This window comes from Brumimicrobium aurantiacum (genome assembly GCF_003402975.1).
GTDB classification, from domain to species: Bacteria; Bacteroidota; Bacteroidia; order Flavobacteriales_D; family Crocinitomicaceae; genus Brumimicrobium; species Brumimicrobium aurantiacum.
In genome coordinates, this window is the sequence record NZ_QURB01000002.1 from 48,841 (window position 1) to 67,289 (window position 18,449).

The window sequence follows — 18,449 nt, forward strand, 5'->3', positions numbered from 1 at the left end:
GAAATGAGTAAAGTTTTTAATGCTATTATAAAAGAATTGCGATTATTGCGTAAGGATCTCCTTGGTTTTGCAATTATTTTTCTAATGCCGGTAGTGCTAATAATTACCATTACATTTATTCAAAATAGTGTAGAAAATAATTCGAACAATGTCAAGTTGCCTATATTAATTGTAAATAATGATGAAGGTGAATTATCAAAAAAAATCATCAATAAACTTGTAGATGAGAACAATCTTAAACTTGTTACAGAATATAAAGGCAAAGCTTTAACCGAAGATACTGGAAGAAATTTAATAAAGTCAGGAGTTCAAAAGATATTAATTGTTATACCCAGTGACTTTTCTAATTATATTCATCAGCAAACAGATTATCATGTGAGTCAATTGTTGGCCGAAGTGATGCCTAATCCTTCCCAGTCTTCTCAAGTAGAAAAATCAACATCATCATTAAAAGAAGTTCAAATTCACTTTGATCCTGCGATAAGCAATAGCATTAAGTTGGATATTAAAAGAGCGATGGAAGGAATGGTGTCAGACCTTGAAGCAAAAGCACTTTATGATACATTTGAAGAAGAATTTGAGGCGGATTTAAGTTTTTTAACCGAACAACAGTTAATTTCTTTTAAAGAAATTTCAGTTTCTATTCTTGATAAAAACTTGACTCCAACACCTGTTCAGCACAATCTTCCTGCTTGGACTTTATTTGCCATATTTTTTATTATTCTTCCTTTGTCTATCAATATCGTAAAGGAGAAAAATCAAGGTACATTTATTCGATTACAGGCTTTACCAGTTTCGTCATTAACATTAATGACGAGTAAAATTATCGTTTACTTATTGGTTTGTATGGTTCAGTTTTATCTTATGCTTTTGGTGAGTATTTTCCTCTTTCCAGTTTTAGGATTGCCAGCATTGATCGTTGAAGGTAAATTGATAGGATTAACTGTAATGGCCTTATTTTCGAGTTTAGCAGCAATCGGATATGGAGTTTTAATTGGAACTTTTGCCAAAACCCATGAACAAGCTGCACCATTTGGAGCAACTTCAGTTGTAATCTTAGCGGCCATTGGAGGACTTTGGTTTCCTGTTTTTGCAATGCCAGAAACAATGCGGATGATTGCTAAGGTTTCACCAATGAACTGGGGATTAGAGGGGTTTTATAACGTTTTACTTCGTGATGCAAATTTTATTTCCCTTGCACCATACTTGTCGCTACTATTGGTATTCTTTATAATTAACATTACTATTGCAGTTATATATGAGAAAAAGATCAACCAATTATAAAAAAATAGATCATTTAACAACAACGTTTTCTGCTCGTGTAAAGTTTAATGAAGCTGATCCTCTGGGAATCGTATGGCATGGAAATTATGTTTCCTATTTTGAAGAAGGAAGAGAGGCCTTTGGAAGAGAACATGGAATCACCTATTTAGATATCAATAATCATGGCTTTAGTATTCCTATCGTTAGAATGGAGTGCGATAATAAGTTTCCTTTGAAATATGGCGATACTTATACCATCAAAACACATGTGCTAGATTGTCCAGCTGCAAAAATTATTCATACTTATGAAATTTATAATCAAGATGGCGTGCTCGCATGTGAAGGGAAAACAATACAAGTTTTTGTAAATAAAGAAGGAGCCTTGTCATTGACATTGCCTAAGTTTTACGAAGAGTGGAAAAATAAAGTTAATTTTAAATCATGAGTGCTTCGTCAAATAAGATATCTGTTTATGTATCGAGAGGTAATTGTTTAAGCCCTATGGGTATTGATGTTACTGAAAATATGAACGGTTTAATACAAGGAGAAATTGGAATTTCAAAAATCGTTGATCAAAAGCTGCAAGAGGATTCTTTTTATGGTGCAATTGTAGATAAAAATAGACTCCATACTTCATTTCAAGAACTCAATTACGTAGGAGAGTATAGTGATCTTGAAAAAATGATGCTCATCACAGTAGATAAAATAAAATCAGAATTTAAAGTACTTTTTAAAGATGATTGTGGACTCATTATTTCGACCACAAAAGGCAATATAGATGAATTATCATCAGAAGTTGATGAAGAAAATTATGCATTATATGGTTTAGCCAACAAGATAAAAAATACAATAGGTATAGCAACAGAACCTATTGTATTGTCAAACGCTTGTGTTTCTGGGGTTATGGCTATATCGGTTGCTAAAAGATTAATTCAATCTGGGAGCTACAAACATTTCGTAATTATTGGAGCTGATGTGTTTTCTAAATTTGTGTTTAGTGGTTTTCAATCATTTCAAGCGATAAGTAATCAACCTTGTAAGCCCTACGATAAGAGTAGAGATGGAATAACATTAGGAGAGGCAGCTGCAGCAATTTTTGTTACAAAAAATAAAAGTTTGATCGATAACCAACCTTTTTATGAGCTGATCGGTGATAGTTCAATAAATGATGCTAATCACATTTCTGGTCCGTCTAGAACAGGTGAAGGGTTGTTTAAAAGTATCTCAAATGCTATTAAGGAAGCGGAGACGGATAAAATTGATATGATATCTTCCCATGGTACAGCTACCAATTATAATGACGAAATGGAAGCTCAAGCTTTCAATAGGGCATCACTCCAAGATGTTCCGTTATTCAGTTTGAAATCTTGTTTTGGACATACATTAGGAGCCGCTGGATTATTAGAGACTGTGATTGCTTTAAATTTTTCAACACGCAATATGATTCCTCCATCGATAGGGTATGAAGAACACGGTGTTACATTGCCGTTGAACGTTTCAAAATCCTTTCAACAAAAGGAAATAAATGTGATTTTAAAAACAGCATCTGGCTTTGGAGGAAGTAATACAGCCGTTTTATTTAGAAAAGGAAAATCGAATGAAAAATAACATTATTCATTATTGTAATATAAAAGATGGTTCAGTCTCTGTAAATGGAAAATCACTTTATGTAAATACCGTAGAGAAAGATTTTTTGTCGTTTATCAAAACCGTTTATAAGCAATTTGATTTAGCATATCCAAAGTTTTATAAAATGGATCCTTTGTGTAAGTTATCTATAGTAGCAGCCAGTATTTTGTTAGAAAATACAGGTTCAGAAATAGATCCAAATATGGCTTTGGTATTGTCCAATAAATCTTCATGTATCGATATAGATAGAAAGCATCAAGAAACAATTTCTCAAGAAGCGGATAGTTACGCCAGTCCAGCAAATTTCGTTTATACACTACCTAATATAGCGCTTGGTGAAATAAGCATAAAATATAAGCTTCAAAGTGAGAATTCTTTTTTTATCTTTGAGTACTTTAACCCAAAGTTTTTAATCGATTATACCAATAGTTTGATTGATTTAGGTAAATCAAATCGTGTTTTGTCAGGATGGGTCGAAGTAAATGAGAATAATTACAACGCCTTCTTGTTTATAGTGGAAAAATCAGATGGTATTGAATTAACACAAAAGAATCTAATAAAATTGAAATAAATAATAAAATGGAAGATTTAAAGAAGGAATTGAAATTGAAAATTATCGAGGCCCTAAACCTTGAAGATATGTCAGTAGAAGATATTAGTGATGATGAAATGCTTTTTGAAGAAGGTCTAGGTCTTGATTCAATTGATGCATTAGAGTTGATAATCATCCTTGATAAAGATTACGGAATTAAATTAACGGATTCAAAAGACGGGAAAAAGATATTTAGGTCAATTGAAACGATGGCCACTTATATTGCTGAACACAGAAGTAAATAAGTAGAATGGATAGAGGTGTTGCCATATCTGGAATGGGGATTGTTTCTGCAATTGGAATGAATGCCAAAGAAAATTTTGAAGCCCTTAAAAAAGGCCAACATGGAATTTCAGAAGTTGAACTTGTCGATACAATTTTAAAGGAAAATATTCTTGTTGGAGAAATAAAGAAGTCAAATCAAGAATTAGAGCAAATTTTAAAACTACCAACTCCAAATAGTTTTTCGCGTTCTTCTATGTTGGGAATGATAGCCATTAAAGAGGCCTTTCGCGACGCTGAGATTCAAGTAAAAGACAATACATCAATGGCTTTCGTAAATTCAACGACTGTTGGAGGTATGGATATGGTAGAAAAGTTCTATGATAGTTTTTTAACTGACAAAAAAAATCAACATTATATCAGTGTCAATGATGCGGGAAGTAATACTCATTTAATGGCTGATTACTTTAATATTAAAGGATTTGTAACTACAATAAGTACTGCGTGTTCTTCTGCAGCTAATGCAATTATGTTAGGAGCAAGATTGATTAAAAGCGGTAGAGCAGAAAAGGTGGTTGTTGGCGGAATGGATGGACTTTGTAAGTTTACGCTAAATGGCTTTAATACACTTATGTTGCAATCAAATGGTTTCAATAAGCCTTTTGATGATGAAAGAGTTGGTTTAAACTTGGGAGAAGGCGCCGCCTATTTAATATTAGAATCTCAATCATCACTTCAAAAACGAGATAAAACGCCGTTGGCTTATTTAACAGGGTATGCCAATGCGAATGATGCATATCATCAAACAGCGTCTTCTGAACAAGGTGAAGGAGCATTTTTAGCGATGAAAAAAGCATTTGAGGTAGCAGGAATTCAACCAGAACAGGTTGATTATATCAATGCGCATGGAACAGCCACTCCAAATAATGACCTTTCTGAAGGTCGTGCCTTATTGAATTTCTTTGAAAACAAGATACCTGATTTTAGTTCAACAAAACCTTTTACTGGACATACTTTAGCTGCAGCAGCATCTATTGAAGCTGTATTCAGTATTTTAGCACTGCGAGAAAATATAATTTATCCTAATTTGAATTTTAAAACTAAAATGAAAGAATTTGATTTAACCCCTCAAATTGAAATTAAAAAGAAAGAAGTGAATACCGTACTTTCGAATTCCTTTGGGTTTGGTGGAAATTGTTCTAGTTTAATTTTCGAGAAATAATTTAGTTAATCATTATAATTGCATCAACATGAATAGTTGTTTTATTAATGGAATAGGTTGTGTTTCGGCACAAAATACCTTTGAAAATACATTTTTTGAAGATGCTATTGACATCTCTAATTTGAACATTGTAAAAGCAATTAAACCCAATTACAAATCTTTTATTCCACCGGCATCAATTCGAAGAATGAGTGCGGGAGTAAAAAATAGTATTGTAGCCTCTTCAGTAGCTATAAAAGAAGCTTCTGCTGATCAATTAGATGGAATTATTGTTGGAACAGGATTGGGGTGTATTCAAGATTCTGAAAACTTCTTAAATAAGATGATTGGATACAATGAGGAGTATTTAACCCCAACCGCTTTTATTCAATCGACTCATAATACTGTGAGTGGACAAATTGCTTTAAAGTTAAAATGTAAGGCCTATAACTTTACTTATGTTAATACTGGAGGTTCCTTTCAATCTGCATTGATTGATGGATTATTAATGTTTGAAGGGGAAGAAGCAAACAATATTTTAATTGGTGGAGTAGATGAACATGCAGAATACACCAATAAATTGTATCAGGCAATTGGATATTACAGACAAGATGAGGAGGGGAAAAAAAATATTCTTAAACAAAGAAAATCAGGTGTTATTCCTGGTGAAGGAGCGTCTTATTTTGTTTTAGGAAATGAACAATCAGATTCCACCTATGCTAAAATATTAGATGTTCAGTTGGTAAATAAGCTTGATCAAATAGATTTACCTTCTTTTATTTTAGATTTCTTATCCAAAAATGAATTGAAGTTAGATGAAATTGATGTGGTCATCTTAGGTAATAATGGAGATGATGAATTTGATACATATTATGATGAAGCATCATCTATTTTTGAATCTTCAACTCTACTGTATTACAAACATTTATTCGGTGAGTTTTTAACTTCATCTTCTGTGGCTACCTATATCGCTGCTAAGATACTTAGAGAACAAGTTATCCCTGAACATTTATTAGGAGAGCAAAAAGTGCGTAAATCTGATAAAATTGGAAACATTCTTATCTACAATCAATATAGAGGGAAGGACCATAGTTTAATTTTAATGGAAGATGTCTAAACATCAAATTGGATATACTATTTTTGGTGTTTTCACACTATTTTATGTTTATGGATACATCGTGAATGGATGGTCTGTCATATATTATGTTAGCTTTTTTGTACTGTGGTTTGTAATGGTGTTGTATGGTTCGTTTTTCATCCGTTCCAATTATCATTTAAAGGCTATTTCAAGTGTGAAAACAGATGAAAGAGTTGTTTCAATAACCTTTGATGATGGACCAACAGTTCATACAAACGCTGTTTTAGATATACTTAAAAAAGGAGGGCATAAAGCAAGCTTCTTTTGTATTGGTCAAAGAATACAGGAAAATCCTTTAATGGCAGAAAGAATTGTTAAAGAGGGCCATTCTATAGAAAACCATACTTATTCTCATTCTAAACATATAAGTTTTGCAAGCACGAAAAAATTGATTGAAGAGATTGAAAAAACAGATGAAATAATAAAAAGACAAACTGGTGTTAAACCTCAATTTTTTCGACCACCGTATGGAGTAACAAATCCCAATTTTATGCGTACGATTAGGCAATCTAAACATGTGGTTATTGGTTGGAATATTAGGTCTTTAGACACTGTTATAGAAAGTGAAGATAAAATATTAAAGCGTATTACTAAATTGGTTAAAAATGGAAGTATAATCTTGCTTCATGATACTTCTGAAAAATCTATTATTGTTTTGGAGCGTTTATTGCAATACCTTAACGACAACAATTATCGCAGTGTTACAGTGGATGAATTATTAAAATTAAGAAAGAAATGAAACCAGTATTGCTCTTATTTATTTTTATTAGCCTCAATATTTATGCTCAAGAAGTTCCATTAACAGAAACTGAATTAAAAGCGTTTACAACACGTATTGAAACGGAAACGAAAAAATTAACTTCCCTTACCACTGACTTTGAGCAACAAAAACATTTGGCTTTTCTATCTAATGATATACAATCTTATGGTAAAATGTTTTTAAGGGCTGATGGTGCTTTGAAATGGTCTTATACAGAACCGAATAAATACAGTGTGATATTTAAGAATAATGCCATTTATATTAATGATAATGGTAAAAAAAGCACTGTTAGTGGAGATCAAGATATGTTTAAAAAGATAAACCATCTTATTGCTGGAAGTGTAAGTGGTAAATTATTTAATGACAATGATTTTTCTATTCGTTATTTCAAAGTGGATAATGAAATCAAAGTGAAATTGATTCCAGATAATAAAACCTTAAAAAAATATCTAACAGAAGTACATCTCTATTTTCCACAAAATGAAGCCCTTGTTTCAAAAGTGAAGTTGATTGAACCTTCAGGAGATTATACCTTGATTTTATTTAAAAATAAAAAGCTAAATGTTAAAATTGATCCAAATATTTTTAAGCATTAGTTTATTGATTTTAACCTCCTGCACTCATTATAAGCCAATAGGAGAGAAGGTTGCCAACGAAAAATCAATTTATTCCTCTCCTTATTTTAATGAGATTGATGGTGAGTTTTTGTTTGATGCTAAAATGCAAGTTTTCGGGAATGATTTGAACGGAATTTTAGTGATTAAAACAATAGATGAAAACAAGAAAAGATTAGCGCTCATATCTGATTTTGGAAATACCTTACTCGATTTTGAGTTTGTTAACGATGAGGTCAATGTGATTTATATTATGGATGATCTAAATAAAAAACTAGTCATCCAAATGCTTGAAAATTACTTTCAACTTATAATACATCCTTCTTTTACCATAAAAAAAACATACCTTGCTGAAGAAGGAAAAACTTATATTTCTAAATTACAAGGAAAGCGCATATTTTTGTATGTGAATAAGGAAGATCAGTTGGTGTATTTAAAGCAGTCTTCTATTTTTAGAGATAAAGTTGGAGTCTATTTTTATGCAAAATCAACCCAAATAGAGACGATACAATTTGAATCATTTGAACTGCCTATCAAAATAAATCTTATCAAACGTTAATCACTTTCAATGTTCGCTAATTATGTCTAAATGAATGCATTTTAATGCTATATTTGTATAGAAACCTTGCATTATCAATATTCTACAAATAGAAAATGACAAAACCTATCGAACGTACTACGCTTTTTAATACAGATAATAAAAAAGCAATTGAAGCTCTAAATCTCGCACATTTAATTTCTTTTGCACCATATGTTTGGGAAGCCTCTAGCTTATTGAAGGAAAAACAAATTTTAGATATTATCGAAAACTCTGATGGCTCTACAATTGAAGAAATCGTTTCTTTAGTTGATATTTCTCATTATGGAGTGCGTATACTTTTAGAAGCAGGACTTGGAATAGGTTTAGTCTATTTGGATGACGGTAAATACTGCCTAACCAAAGCGGGATATTTCTTTTTAAATGACAAAACTGTGGTAACAAACTTCAATTTTATGAAAGATGTTTGTTATGAAGGTGCAAATTCTTTAAAAGATAGTATTGAAAATTCAAATCCTGAAGGATTAAAAGTTTTTGGAGAATGGGAACACATTTACGAAGGACTACCGGTTTTGCCTCCTAAAGCGAAGAAAAGCTGGTTTGAATTTGATCACTATTATTCTGACATTACCTTTGATGAACTTTTGCCAATTGTCTTTAATCACCAACCAAAAAAAGTTATGGATATTGGTGCAAACACTGGGAAATGGACTTTGAAGTGTTTGGAATACGATGAGAATGTTGAAGTAGGCTTGGTTGATTTAGGCGTACAATTAAATGTTGCGAAACAAAATATTGATAAATCAAATTTTGGAGATAGAGTTTCTTATCATGAGATGGATATTCGCTTATCTGAAAGTAAATTACCGGAAGGTTGTGATATTATTTGGATGAGTCAATTCTTAGATTGTTTCTCTGACGAACAAATTGTTTCCATTCTTAAGAAATGCCATGAGGTGGCTGATGAAAATACAACTGTATTTATTAATGAAACATTTTGGGATTTACAAGATTTCGAAATTTCTGCTTTTGCCTTACAAATGACATCATTATACTTTACAACAATGGCGAATGGGTGTAGTCAAATGTATGACAGTAAGGTATTTTTTGAATTAATTGATCAAGCAGGATTCAAAGTAGTTGAACAATACAACATGAAAGGTATTGCACATACATTGATAGGATTAAAAAAGAAATAAAAGCATTACTTTCTTTTATCAATCACCCATTTTGGTTTTCTTGAATTATTCGATAATACCAATTTGTTTAATTCATCAGAAGCTATTAATTCAATATTTGGAATGACCCTAAGTTTTGCTTGGAATTTTTCTTTTAAATTCTGTATTAATTCATTTGAAAATAATTGAGAAACAATCTTTACAGTCACTTCATCTGTTCCAATATCATTGGTGTGTAAAATGATGAGATGACTCTCAATTTCCTTAAAAGCATTTAAAATGTCATGTATCGCTGGAGGATATAAAGTGGTCCCTTTAAATTTCACCATTTGTTGTGCTCTACCTAAAACAGGACCGACTCTATTGGTGTTTCGACCACATGGACATGACGTGTAGTCAATTTTTACAATATCTCCAGTTTTAAATCGAACGAGAGGTAATGCTTTGACCCCGAGTGTGGTAATCGTTAATTCTCCCACTTCTCCAGGTTTAACAGGTTTATTTTCTTCGTCTAACACTTCAGTGATGATCAATTCTGGATGAGCATGTCCACCTTGATGAAATTCACATTCAGTGAATGCAGTACTCATTTCTGTAGAGGCATAAGTCGAATACAGTTTAATATCCCATTTAGCATTTATTCTTTTAGCTAATTCAGATGGTGAAAAATCTTGATTTCGTAATGGTTCTCCAATGCAAATTGCAGCTTTCACACTACAATTGTTGATGTCAATATTGTTCTTTTCAGCATAAACTATCATTTTGAGTAAAAATGAAGGAACAGCAATAAGATAGGTGGGTTTATTTAATAGAATGGAATTCCATTGTAAAGCGGGTACTCCTGCACCTGTTCTGATTATTCCTGCACCAATTTTTCTAATCCCTAAAAAATAAGCCAGACCAGCCATAAATTGGCGATCCATTGTTGTCATTAATTGAACTATATCATGTTTTTGAATTCCTGCACAAGAAAATGATTGCGCTTCATTAAAAGCTAGTCGATTAAGGTCTTCTTCAGTTAGTCCAAAATTTACAGGAGCTCCGGTTGTTCCGGAAGTATTCGAAAAATCAATTATTTCAACTGGGTCTACACAGAAGAAATCCTCATTATTTTCTTGTAGATCAGTTTTAGTTGTAACAGGAAGTTGAGTTAAATCATCTATTGTTTTTACCGATTGAATATCGATTCCTGCTTTTTTGAAATGATTCTGATAGAAAAGAGAATTTGCTTGAACATAGGCCAATTGTATAATTAATTTTTGATTTTGAAAATGCTTTATTTCTTGCGCACTTTGCTTTTCTATTTGAGATATCATTTTAATTTTTTATTCGTTTTTTTTAGTATTTTTTCAATTTGCTCAACGGCTGGTACTGTCGTTACTTCTTTGCTTAATGCTGTTTCAAAAGCAGATTTTGCTTGCTCATATTTTTCTGCATTATAGTATATTAAACCAGATTTGTAATGTACAATCCATAGCTCTGGATTGAGGGTTCTATAAATATTGAGTTGCATTAAATCAAAACTTTGGTCTTCTGAAGATATCACCTCGTCAATTTTTCTATCCATCACTCGGTACGCTTCATAATCCTCAAAAGCCTTAGTGTATTGGAAGTCATCTTCGGGTATTGTTAAAGAATCTATTAACTGTGATTTATATACATTTTGCTTGTTGTCGTTGAAGATTTCATCTAAATCGTAAGACGTAAACTCACCAAGTTGATAGGGATTAGATGATATCCAAATCTTTTTCTCAGAAGGTTTGAAAATTACTGCATGATGCGCCAATAGTTGATTTAAGGCTTTCTCATTACCAAAGCCGAGCTTTTCATCATTTTCTCCATATTTATTTCTTAAAATACTGGCCATTGTTGTAGGATCAACTTTTGGATATTCATCCAATAGCTCATTCATTCTCTCAAATCTATATTGTGAGTGACTTTCTTCTATGGCTTTGTTGTTGCGTTTATCATCTTTATAGGCTTCACTTTGAAAGTGATTTGAACATACCAAACGTGAATTTACAATCTCATATACACCAAAATTTTTAGGTGACATTTCTATAACTACTGCTTTATTATCATTTGCCGAACCAATCATTAAAGCTTCTGAAACGAAAACCTCACTATTTTTTGCGATTGCTATGGCTTCGTCAATGGTGGAAGCATATTGTAAAATCTCTCTAGCTAATATTGAAATAGGTTTCTTTGCTTTTAAGGGAATTTTAGATTTACCCGCATTCATGGTAATTGTTAAGCCTTCTTTATTCATTCCAGAAATTACTCCTAGCATTCCTGGCCATCCAATGGATACAAAAGGAATACCGTCATCAGGATCGATAAATAGGATTAATTTTTCTTCAGCAAATTCATCACCAGCATAAAAGTCTAGGTTTCTCCCTATCAACAATTCTCCGTCTTCAGTTTCATCATCCCAAAGAGCTGCAGAAGTACATCCAATCATTGCTAAATCAACGAGAGCATGACCGATATCATGTGCTCCATGAAGATATAAACTTCTTATATATGGAGGTGCGATGTAGTTGTAAGTATCAGGAACATATCTTGACAATCCATAAATTTCTGCTTTGAATTCGTTCGGGACATGTTTATAAAGTTCTCTATTGTACCATTGAAGAAATTTGGTGAGTCGTTTTTGCTTTTTCTTAGAGGGAACGAACTCTTCTATTTTATTAAAAAAGATAGGTTCTTGTTTGGCAAGAAGAGAATCCATTAAAGCCCCTGCAAGCAACCCTCTTTCTAACGGGTCCCCTTGAATATATAATTCCCATTGAGCGTATTTATTTTTCGTAAGATAACTCTCACCAGAGATAAATAAACTATCATGTTGCTTAATAACAACAGGTCTTTCATCATTGAATTGAGTTAAATCTGGACGATGTACCACAGATTTTTTCATTCCACAGGAAAATGTAAGAAGTGAAAGGAAAACGACTGTATAACTTAACTTATTCATTGATCTCACTTTTAATCTTATTTATGAGGTATTCCTTCCCTAAAATTTCCGAACAGGTTACAACACTACCAATGGTTACACCTAGCATTCCATGCATATTCACACTTTGTCCTGTTAAAAAAAGATTTGGAATTTTGGTTCGTGCAGAAATAAATGTTTTCATAGGATTGTCCGCGTCTTTTTCAAAACCGTACATGTTGCCATTTTGTCCACCAATATAATCTCGATAGGAGAGTGGTGTTGAGGCATAAACAGAGTGGATACAAGAACGAATGTCGGGAAATTTTTTCTCTAATTCATCAATTAATAAATCAATATGTTTTTGTTTAAACTCTTCATAAGATTTTCCCCTTTCTTCTTTCGAAGCAACTGTGTTTTTTGTTTCAGCCCATTGCTCTACTTCACTAAAATGCATATATGTCATTACCGACAAACTTTCTGCATATTTTTGATTTTCGGAATGTACGCCCATCGAAGCCATATATCCTTCAGGCCACCTTTCTGGAGAGTATTCTGTTGCTTTCCAAATTAGATCTTTACTTTTGAAATGGTAAATATTATGGTTTAAATAAGGAAAAGATTCCGGTTTAAATGAAATGTAAATGCTAAAGGAGGAAGGTGTCACTTTCAGACGTTCAATTCTTTTTCGAAAGGATTTTCTAAATCGTTCTTCTCCTACCATTTTTATGGTTGCATTTATATCAATATTAGATATAAATTGTTTGGCTTTAAAATAATCGCCTTTAATGGTTTTTACCCCAATTAATTGATTGTCTTCGAATTTAAAATCAATTACCTCTTGGTGTTTAAAAATATCTCCTCCATATTTCCTCAGTTGTTTAACCAATAACTTGGTAATTTGACTCCCACCGTTGATGCAACGCCAGGCACTTTGCATATATGAATTTACTGATAAGGCATGAACATAGAGTGGTGTTTTTTCACCGTTTCCTCCGTACAGTGAATTTGTTCCAGCTAATGCAGCTTTTAAGTCTTCATTATCTGTTAATTCGTCAAAATAATCCTTAGCTTTTATGGACAGTAATCCATCCTTATATGGAGCACCTTGTTCAACATTGTACATCGGAAAAGAATTACAAACATCATTTATATCATTGCAATATTTTTCGATGGTTTTTCGTTCACTTGGAAAAATGTTAGTCAGTTGTAAAATGAAATTGTCATATCCTTGTGCATGAGGGTACTTAATTGGATCATCATCAAAAGTTACATAATCATAAGCATTTTGATCCATTCTTTTTATGCGAAGATCATCGATGATTCCTAAGTACTTAAAATATTGATATAGGTTTTGATCTTTTTCTAAACCACCTATATAATGTACACCTGTGTCAAAAATAGTTTTATCTCTAACAAAGGTTTGTAGGTTACCTCCATATTGATTGTTCTTTTCTAGAACGCAAACCTTCAAACCTTCTTTGGCAAGAATTATAGAAGCAGATAAACCGCCCATTCCACTACCAATTATGACAATATCATATTCTTTTTCCAAGCTATATTTTTTTTAAAATAGAATAATTATTTTCTTCGATTTCTAATTGAAAACCAAATTTAAGCAAATCCGTTTGGTAAATTGAAGATGAAACAATAATAACTTGTTCAAACTCATGTTTATTCAATAGTGCTTCAATTTTTTCAGAATTCACATTTGTGGTTATCAATAGTGTTTCATATGCTGAATGTGGATCTCTATTATAATTGATTTTTCTTTTGTTTATCAAGTAGTTTTGTTCGGCAATTTGTTGGTTTTCTATATTTTCAATAAAAGTAAATACTTTTCTTTTGGCTTCTTGAAGCGTGAGCATGATATCCCAAATTCCTAAATCATCTCCTATACGAAGAATTTTTGCATCCGGTTTTATATGTGGATTGACTTGGTGATATGTTTTTTTGTTGAGTTCAAACTCAAGTTTTGCCTTTTTTACAATTTCATTTCTTTTATAGAGAAAGCTTAACTTCACTTTTTGTGCAAAATAATCTTCATCTTCTAATTTATAACGGATAGTTTTAAATTTGGATTTAAACTTTTTACTGATCGTTTTTGTGAGTTCCCTTAAAGTAAGGTTTTTATATTCTTGATTTACTGAAATTCGTTCTCCAATCTCTATGGTATGTTTACCATCAAAAATGATAAAATCTCCTTTCGGAAGTAAGTCAGCATTTCCATGAATATAAAGAGGAACAATGTCTAAGTCATATTTTTGAGCCAAAAGAAATGCACCTTTATGAAATCTATTGATATCATTGGTGAGAGATCTAGTACCTTCAGGAAATATAACCAATGAATTTCCTTTACGCACCATTTCAATCAATTCTTCCTCATTTGATTCTAATCCTTTTGTAATAGGAAAATACCCCGCTAATTGAACCGCTTTACCAAATATTGGAGAGTTATACACCCAATTGTTTACAAAGAAGATAAATGGAGTGTTTATAAATCCAATGCTCAATGTATCTAAAAAAGAGGTGTGATTAGGAAGGATTATTGCAGGCTTGTCAAACGCTTCGTGATGTGGATTATAAACCATGTTTTTTAAACCATAATTGGTGTACATTACTGACTTGAGTAATCGCGAAATTTTCTTTCTAAAAAGCCTTTGCTTAAACTCCATATTGAAGGGAAGTAACTTTATAAAAACAATACCAATTAAAGAAAATAACAATCCTCCCAAACCATAATATAGATGGGATAAAACTGCAGAAATAAAAAGACGCAGAGAAACGGGAGATTTACCCTGCTTTGGTCTCGATTCAAATATAAAACTGAATATTATTGGATAAATAGAGAAGGTAATCAACATTGCTGAAATGATTCCGAACAAAGAGATTAAAGAAATAGATTTTAATGCTGGATGCTTAGCAAAAATGAGTACACCAATCGATAAAACAGTTGTGAGTACCGCCAATAAGATTGAAATTCGGTAGGTTTTTAAATTATTTTGACCATTGGTATATTTATTTTGTAGACCGGTAGTCATGAATATACTAAAATCAATTCCCAAACCTAAAATTAAGGTGGTAACAATGGTACTGAATATGTTTAATTCTAGCCCAAATAAATATATAAATGTTGTCGTTGCAATACCCGTTAGAACTATAGGAATTATACTTACTAACGCCAATTCAATACGTCTAAAAAAGAAAAGTAATATTATAAAAACAGCAATAAATGAATAATTCATCAATCGTTTAAAATCATCTTTAATTTCCCCTAAAAATTGTTCATTAAGGTGTTTTCGATCGATCACCACAATGTTTTCTTCTTTGGCTAAAGTTTGAAGTACATTTGCTCTGGAAATAGAGTCTGTTTTAACAATAGTCGATAAGGTCTTAAATTCATTTTTCTCTGAATAAAACTCGTCTAAAAATAAGGTCTTTATTTCTTGGTAATCTCTTAAATGAATGTGTTGATATTTTTTATTTAGCATTGTATCAACTTGACTAAAAGCGTCTTCTTTAAATCCCAATTTTTTTGCAGCTAAATTGACATATTTGATGGTTGAATCAATTTTTTGGTCATTCCAGAAATGATTCCATAATCTAAGTTTTTCCTTTTGTTTTTCTTTGGATAATACGAATTCACCTATCGAAGTATAATCTTCTATAACTCCTTCCTTTTCTAACTGGTGGAGTTTTTCTTCTAATTGATTATTCCTGTTTAAAACTGATTCTAATGTGTCAGAATATGCAGTAACATAAATGCTTTTAGCACCAATACTTCCTAGTGATTCTAATTGCTTTTCTGAGGCTTGCATTTCATCAGGAACAAAATTTAAATCGGCAATATTGTTATTGAACTCCACTTTGTCATAGGAGAATATCCCAAAAAGTATTGCAATGATTGCAATTGATAATAGTACTTTGTTTTTATGAAATTTGTGTTCAGCTAAATTATCAATAATAGTGACATTGGGTCTTTGTTTTGGCTTGTATAAATGTGGAATAATTAATAACGCAAAGATGGCAGTAGAAACTATACTAATCGAAGCAAAAATCCCTAAATCCTGAAGTACTTTAGAATTTACAAAAGTTAGGCATAAAAAAGCTATTGATGTAGTTATGCTACTGGTTAAAATGGGTTTAGTAACGCTTTTGTATACAGATGCTATATCTGATTTTTCTCGATAATGTGTTGCAATGTGTAGCGAATAATCAATGGTAATACCCAATAATACGGCTCCAATACTAATAGAGATTGCAGATATAGCCTCAGTTGTTAAAGAGACTATTGCCAAAGCAAATAATCCACCACAAATTACTGGAACAAACAGAGTAATCGGTATTAAAATTCGACGATAGAATAGAATAAGAATAAGGAATAGTATGCTTAAGGAAAAAAGTACTGTACTTTGAATATCTGATTTAATTTGTCTAGCATTTGCTAATGCTATAAAAGGTGAACCAAAATAACTGATTTCTATTGCTCCTTTGTATTGTTCATTTAAACTTTTTTGATAAGCATAAAGGTGATCTACAAATACCTCACTTTTTTTTGTGTCAGTCCCTGAGAAATTGGGAGTAATAAACAACATGATCGTTGAACTATCATTTGAACTTAAAAATCCATTGTTTATAATGAAGTCTTTTGAAACACCTATAGATTTCAATTTGTTAAGTCCTAATGATGTAAAGCCAAGAGGATCATTTAAAATAAATTCTCGAGCAACGATTCCTGTAGGTGAAATTAAGGTCTTATAACTATTTTTAATTTGCTTATCAATTTCATCTTTCTCTATTTTTTTTGATAGCTTTTTATAGTCTTCTCGGTTTAAAAAGTAAGGCAAGTTTTGATGAACGAAGGAAAAAGTTTGATCAATTTGATTCATGTCTACCTTTCCCTGAACTTCTGAATAATAAATGGAGTCTCGTTTTATTGTGTCTAGAAATAGTTCGGCAACTTCTGCTGCTTTATCAAGTGAACTAGAGGTTGTAGACTTCACCATTACTGTTATTTTATCAGCAAAATTAAGTTGTTGAAGTACTTTTGAAGTTTTATTGTTTTGCTCTCCTTTTGGAAGGATTTGGGTGATATCTTCACTGAAATTTATGCGTAATGCAAAGAAGAAGCAACTCGACAAAAATAGAATCAATAGCGTAACAAAAAGAAGGCTATTCTTTTGTATTGATTTATAGGTTTTGATTAGATAATTGATCATTTGTTTCCCCTTTTTCTTTGAATTGAAATAAGTATAAAATAACTAATAGTTCCAACGAGGATAGCAGCGGTTGTAGCCAAAACAAAACTTCCAAGAAGATATTCTATAAGGTGGTTTTTAAAATCTACGACATTACTATATTCTTCTTGGTCAATATTGTGATTGGTAAAAAGTCCTCCCAGGTATAAAGAGGAAATGACAATAATTGGAATCATCGGAGGAATACTAACATTTGAAGCCGCAAAAGCTAATAGTTTGTTTAGCTTAAATGACACAGCCAAAAATAATACAGCTACAGTTTGAACCCCCCAAATTGGAATGATCCCAATAAATACGCCTAATGCAAGTGATAAAGATTTGACTTTCGGACTATCTCCACTTCCTAAAATGTCTTCTTTAATAAAGTTGCGTAGACTTTTTTTTTTGAATGAATTAAAAAATGATTTTGGAAGATAATATAGCAAAGTAAATATCACTAATACAGTGTTTAAAATGCTTATACGGGTAAAATCTTTGAATGGTCTAAAATGACTTACCCTTTCATTTTCATCATATTTAATTTGAACAGGTATGTTTTTTACTTCTATACCTTTCCAAGCGGATCTTACGATACATTCAATTTCGAATTCAAACTTCTTTGTAAACCATCGTTTAGGCATAATATGAATAGGGTAGAGGCGGAAACCAGACTGTGTGTCTTCAAGCTTCTTTCCAGTTTCAAACCAAAACCAAAAATTGGAAAATTTATTTCCAAAACTACTTTTTGCAGGCACACCTTCCTGTTTCATATTACGGGAACCGATAAATAAAGCCGTGGGTTCTTTTTTGGAGGCAGAAAGTAAAATAGGAATATCTTCTGGAAAATGTTGTCCATCTGAATCTATGGTAATGGCATGGGTATATCCTAAAGCTATTGCTTTTTTAAATCCTTGCCTTAATGCATATCCCTTGCCTATATTTTTAGGGAATTCAATTAAATTGATTCCTTCAAATGCTTTGAGCACTTTTGATGTGCCATCAGTAGAACCATCATTTACAATTATGATGTCTTTTTCGTCAACCTTAGTCAATACACCATCAATAACTCTCTTTAAAGTTTTGATATTATTATAAGTCGGAATAATAACACAATGTGATAATGTGGTTGAAACTGTTGATTCCAT

16 protein-coding genes are annotated in these 18,449 nt (G+C 31.9%); 11 read left to right on the forward strand and 5 right to left on the reverse strand.

The window, feature by feature from the left end; all coding sequences use genetic code 11:
• Positions 1 to 3 precede the first annotated feature (3 nt).
• The 11 genes from DXU93_RS03560 to DXU93_RS03610 all read left to right on the forward strand — a co-directional run bounded on the left by DXU93_RS03560 (position 4) and on the right by DXU93_RS03610 (position 9,156).
• Positions 4 to 1,284 carry an ABC transporter permease gene (locus tag DXU93_RS03560; RefSeq protein ID WP_116879890.1) on the forward strand — a complete coding sequence of 427 codons (1,281 nt, stop codon included), beginning with the start codon at positions 4 to 6 and terminating at the stop codon, positions 1,282 to 1,284.
• Positions 1,259 to 1,708 carry an acyl-CoA thioesterase gene (locus DXU93_RS03565; protein WP_116879891.1) on the forward strand — a complete coding sequence of 150 codons (450 nt, stop codon included), beginning with the start codon at positions 1,259 to 1,261 and terminating at the stop codon, positions 1,706 to 1,708. Before DXU93_RS03560 ends, DXU93_RS03565 begins: the two co-directional genes overlap by 26 nt.
• A gap of 80 nt (positions 1,709 to 1,788) precedes the next feature.
• Positions 1,789 to 2,871: a beta-ketoacyl synthase N-terminal-like domain-containing protein gene (locus DXU93_RS03570; RefSeq protein ID WP_240623413.1), complete on the forward strand. Its 1,083-nt coding sequence runs from the start codon at positions 1,789 to 1,791 to the stop codon at positions 2,869 to 2,871.
• On the forward strand, positions 2,861 to 3,463 hold the full coding sequence (locus DXU93_RS03575; protein ID WP_116879893.1) for a 3-oxoacyl-ACP synthase: 603 nt from the start codon (positions 2,861 to 2,863) through the stop codon (positions 3,461 to 3,463). Before DXU93_RS03570 ends, DXU93_RS03575 begins: the two co-directional genes overlap by 11 nt.
• Before the next feature lie 8 nt (positions 3,464 to 3,471).
• A complete protein-coding gene (locus DXU93_RS03580; protein ID WP_116879894.1) occupies positions 3,472 to 3,729 on the forward strand; it encodes a phosphopantetheine-binding protein in 258 nt (85 codons plus the stop codon).
• A 5-nt stretch (positions 3,730 to 3,734) separates the two neighbouring features.
• Positions 3,735 to 4,928 carry a beta-ketoacyl-[acyl-carrier-protein] synthase family protein gene (locus DXU93_RS03585; protein WP_116879895.1) on the forward strand — a complete coding sequence of 398 codons (1,194 nt, stop codon included), beginning with the start codon at positions 3,735 to 3,737 and terminating at the stop codon, positions 4,926 to 4,928.
• 28 nt (positions 4,929 to 4,956) lie between these two features.
• On the forward strand, positions 4,957 to 6,024 hold the full coding sequence (locus tag DXU93_RS03590; RefSeq protein WP_116879896.1) for a beta-ketoacyl synthase chain length factor: 1,068 nt from the start codon (positions 4,957 to 4,959) through the stop codon (positions 6,022 to 6,024).
• Positions 6,017 to 6,784: a polysaccharide deacetylase family protein gene (locus DXU93_RS03595; protein WP_116879897.1), complete on the forward strand. Its 768-nt coding sequence runs from the start codon at positions 6,017 to 6,019 to the stop codon at positions 6,782 to 6,784. The genes DXU93_RS03590 and DXU93_RS03595 overlap by 8 nt, the downstream gene beginning before the upstream one ends.
• A complete protein-coding gene (locus DXU93_RS03600) occupies positions 6,781 to 7,401 on the forward strand; it encodes an outer membrane lipoprotein carrier protein LolA (protein WP_116879898.1) in 621 nt (206 codons plus the stop codon). Before DXU93_RS03595 ends, DXU93_RS03600 begins: the two co-directional genes overlap by 4 nt.
• Entirely contained in the window at positions 7,367 to 7,978 is a 612-nt protein-coding gene (locus tag DXU93_RS03605; RefSeq protein ID WP_116879899.1) for a hypothetical protein, read from the forward strand. The genes DXU93_RS03600 and DXU93_RS03605 overlap by 35 nt, the downstream gene beginning before the upstream one ends.
• A 95-nt stretch (positions 7,979 to 8,073) precedes the next feature.
• A complete protein-coding gene (locus DXU93_RS03610) occupies positions 8,074 to 9,156 on the forward strand; it encodes a class I SAM-dependent methyltransferase (RefSeq protein WP_116879900.1) in 1,083 nt (360 codons plus the stop codon).
• A gap of 5 nt (positions 9,157 to 9,161) precedes the next feature.
• Here DXU93_RS03610 and DXU93_RS03615 read toward each other — a convergent pair whose 3' ends face one another.
• The 5 genes from DXU93_RS03615 to DXU93_RS03635 are packed head-to-tail and all read right to left on the reverse strand — an operon-like array spanning position 9,162 to position 18,449.
• Positions 9,162 to 10,451, reverse strand: a complete 1,290-nt coding sequence (locus tag DXU93_RS03615; protein ID WP_116879901.1) for a phenylacetate--CoA ligase family protein — start codon at positions 10,449 to 10,451, stop codon at positions 9,162 to 9,164.
• The gene (locus DXU93_RS03620; RefSeq protein WP_116879902.1) at positions 10,448 to 12,109 is read right to left on the reverse strand and encodes a C45 family autoproteolytic acyltransferase/hydolase; all 1,662 of its coding nucleotides are present in this window, start codon (positions 12,107 to 12,109) and stop codon (positions 10,448 to 10,450) included. Before DXU93_RS03620 ends, DXU93_RS03615 begins: the two co-directional genes overlap by 4 nt.
• Positions 12,102 to 13,622, reverse strand: a complete 1,521-nt coding sequence (locus DXU93_RS03625) for a phytoene desaturase family protein (RefSeq protein ID WP_116879903.1) — start codon at positions 13,620 to 13,622, stop codon at positions 12,102 to 12,104. Before DXU93_RS03625 ends, DXU93_RS03620 begins: the two co-directional genes overlap by 8 nt.
• 1 nt (position 13,623) lies before the next feature.
• Positions 13,624 to 17,286 carry a 1-acyl-sn-glycerol-3-phosphate acyltransferase gene (locus tag DXU93_RS03630; protein ID WP_116879904.1) on the reverse strand — a complete coding sequence of 1,221 codons (3,663 nt, stop codon included), beginning with the start codon at positions 17,284 to 17,286 and terminating at the stop codon, positions 13,624 to 13,626.
• Complete coding sequence (locus tag DXU93_RS03635; protein ID WP_116880319.1) at positions 17,283 to 18,449, reverse strand: DUF2062 domain-containing protein; 1,167 nt, start codon at positions 18,447 to 18,449, stop codon at positions 17,283 to 17,285. The genes DXU93_RS03630 and DXU93_RS03635 overlap by 4 nt, the downstream gene beginning before the upstream one ends.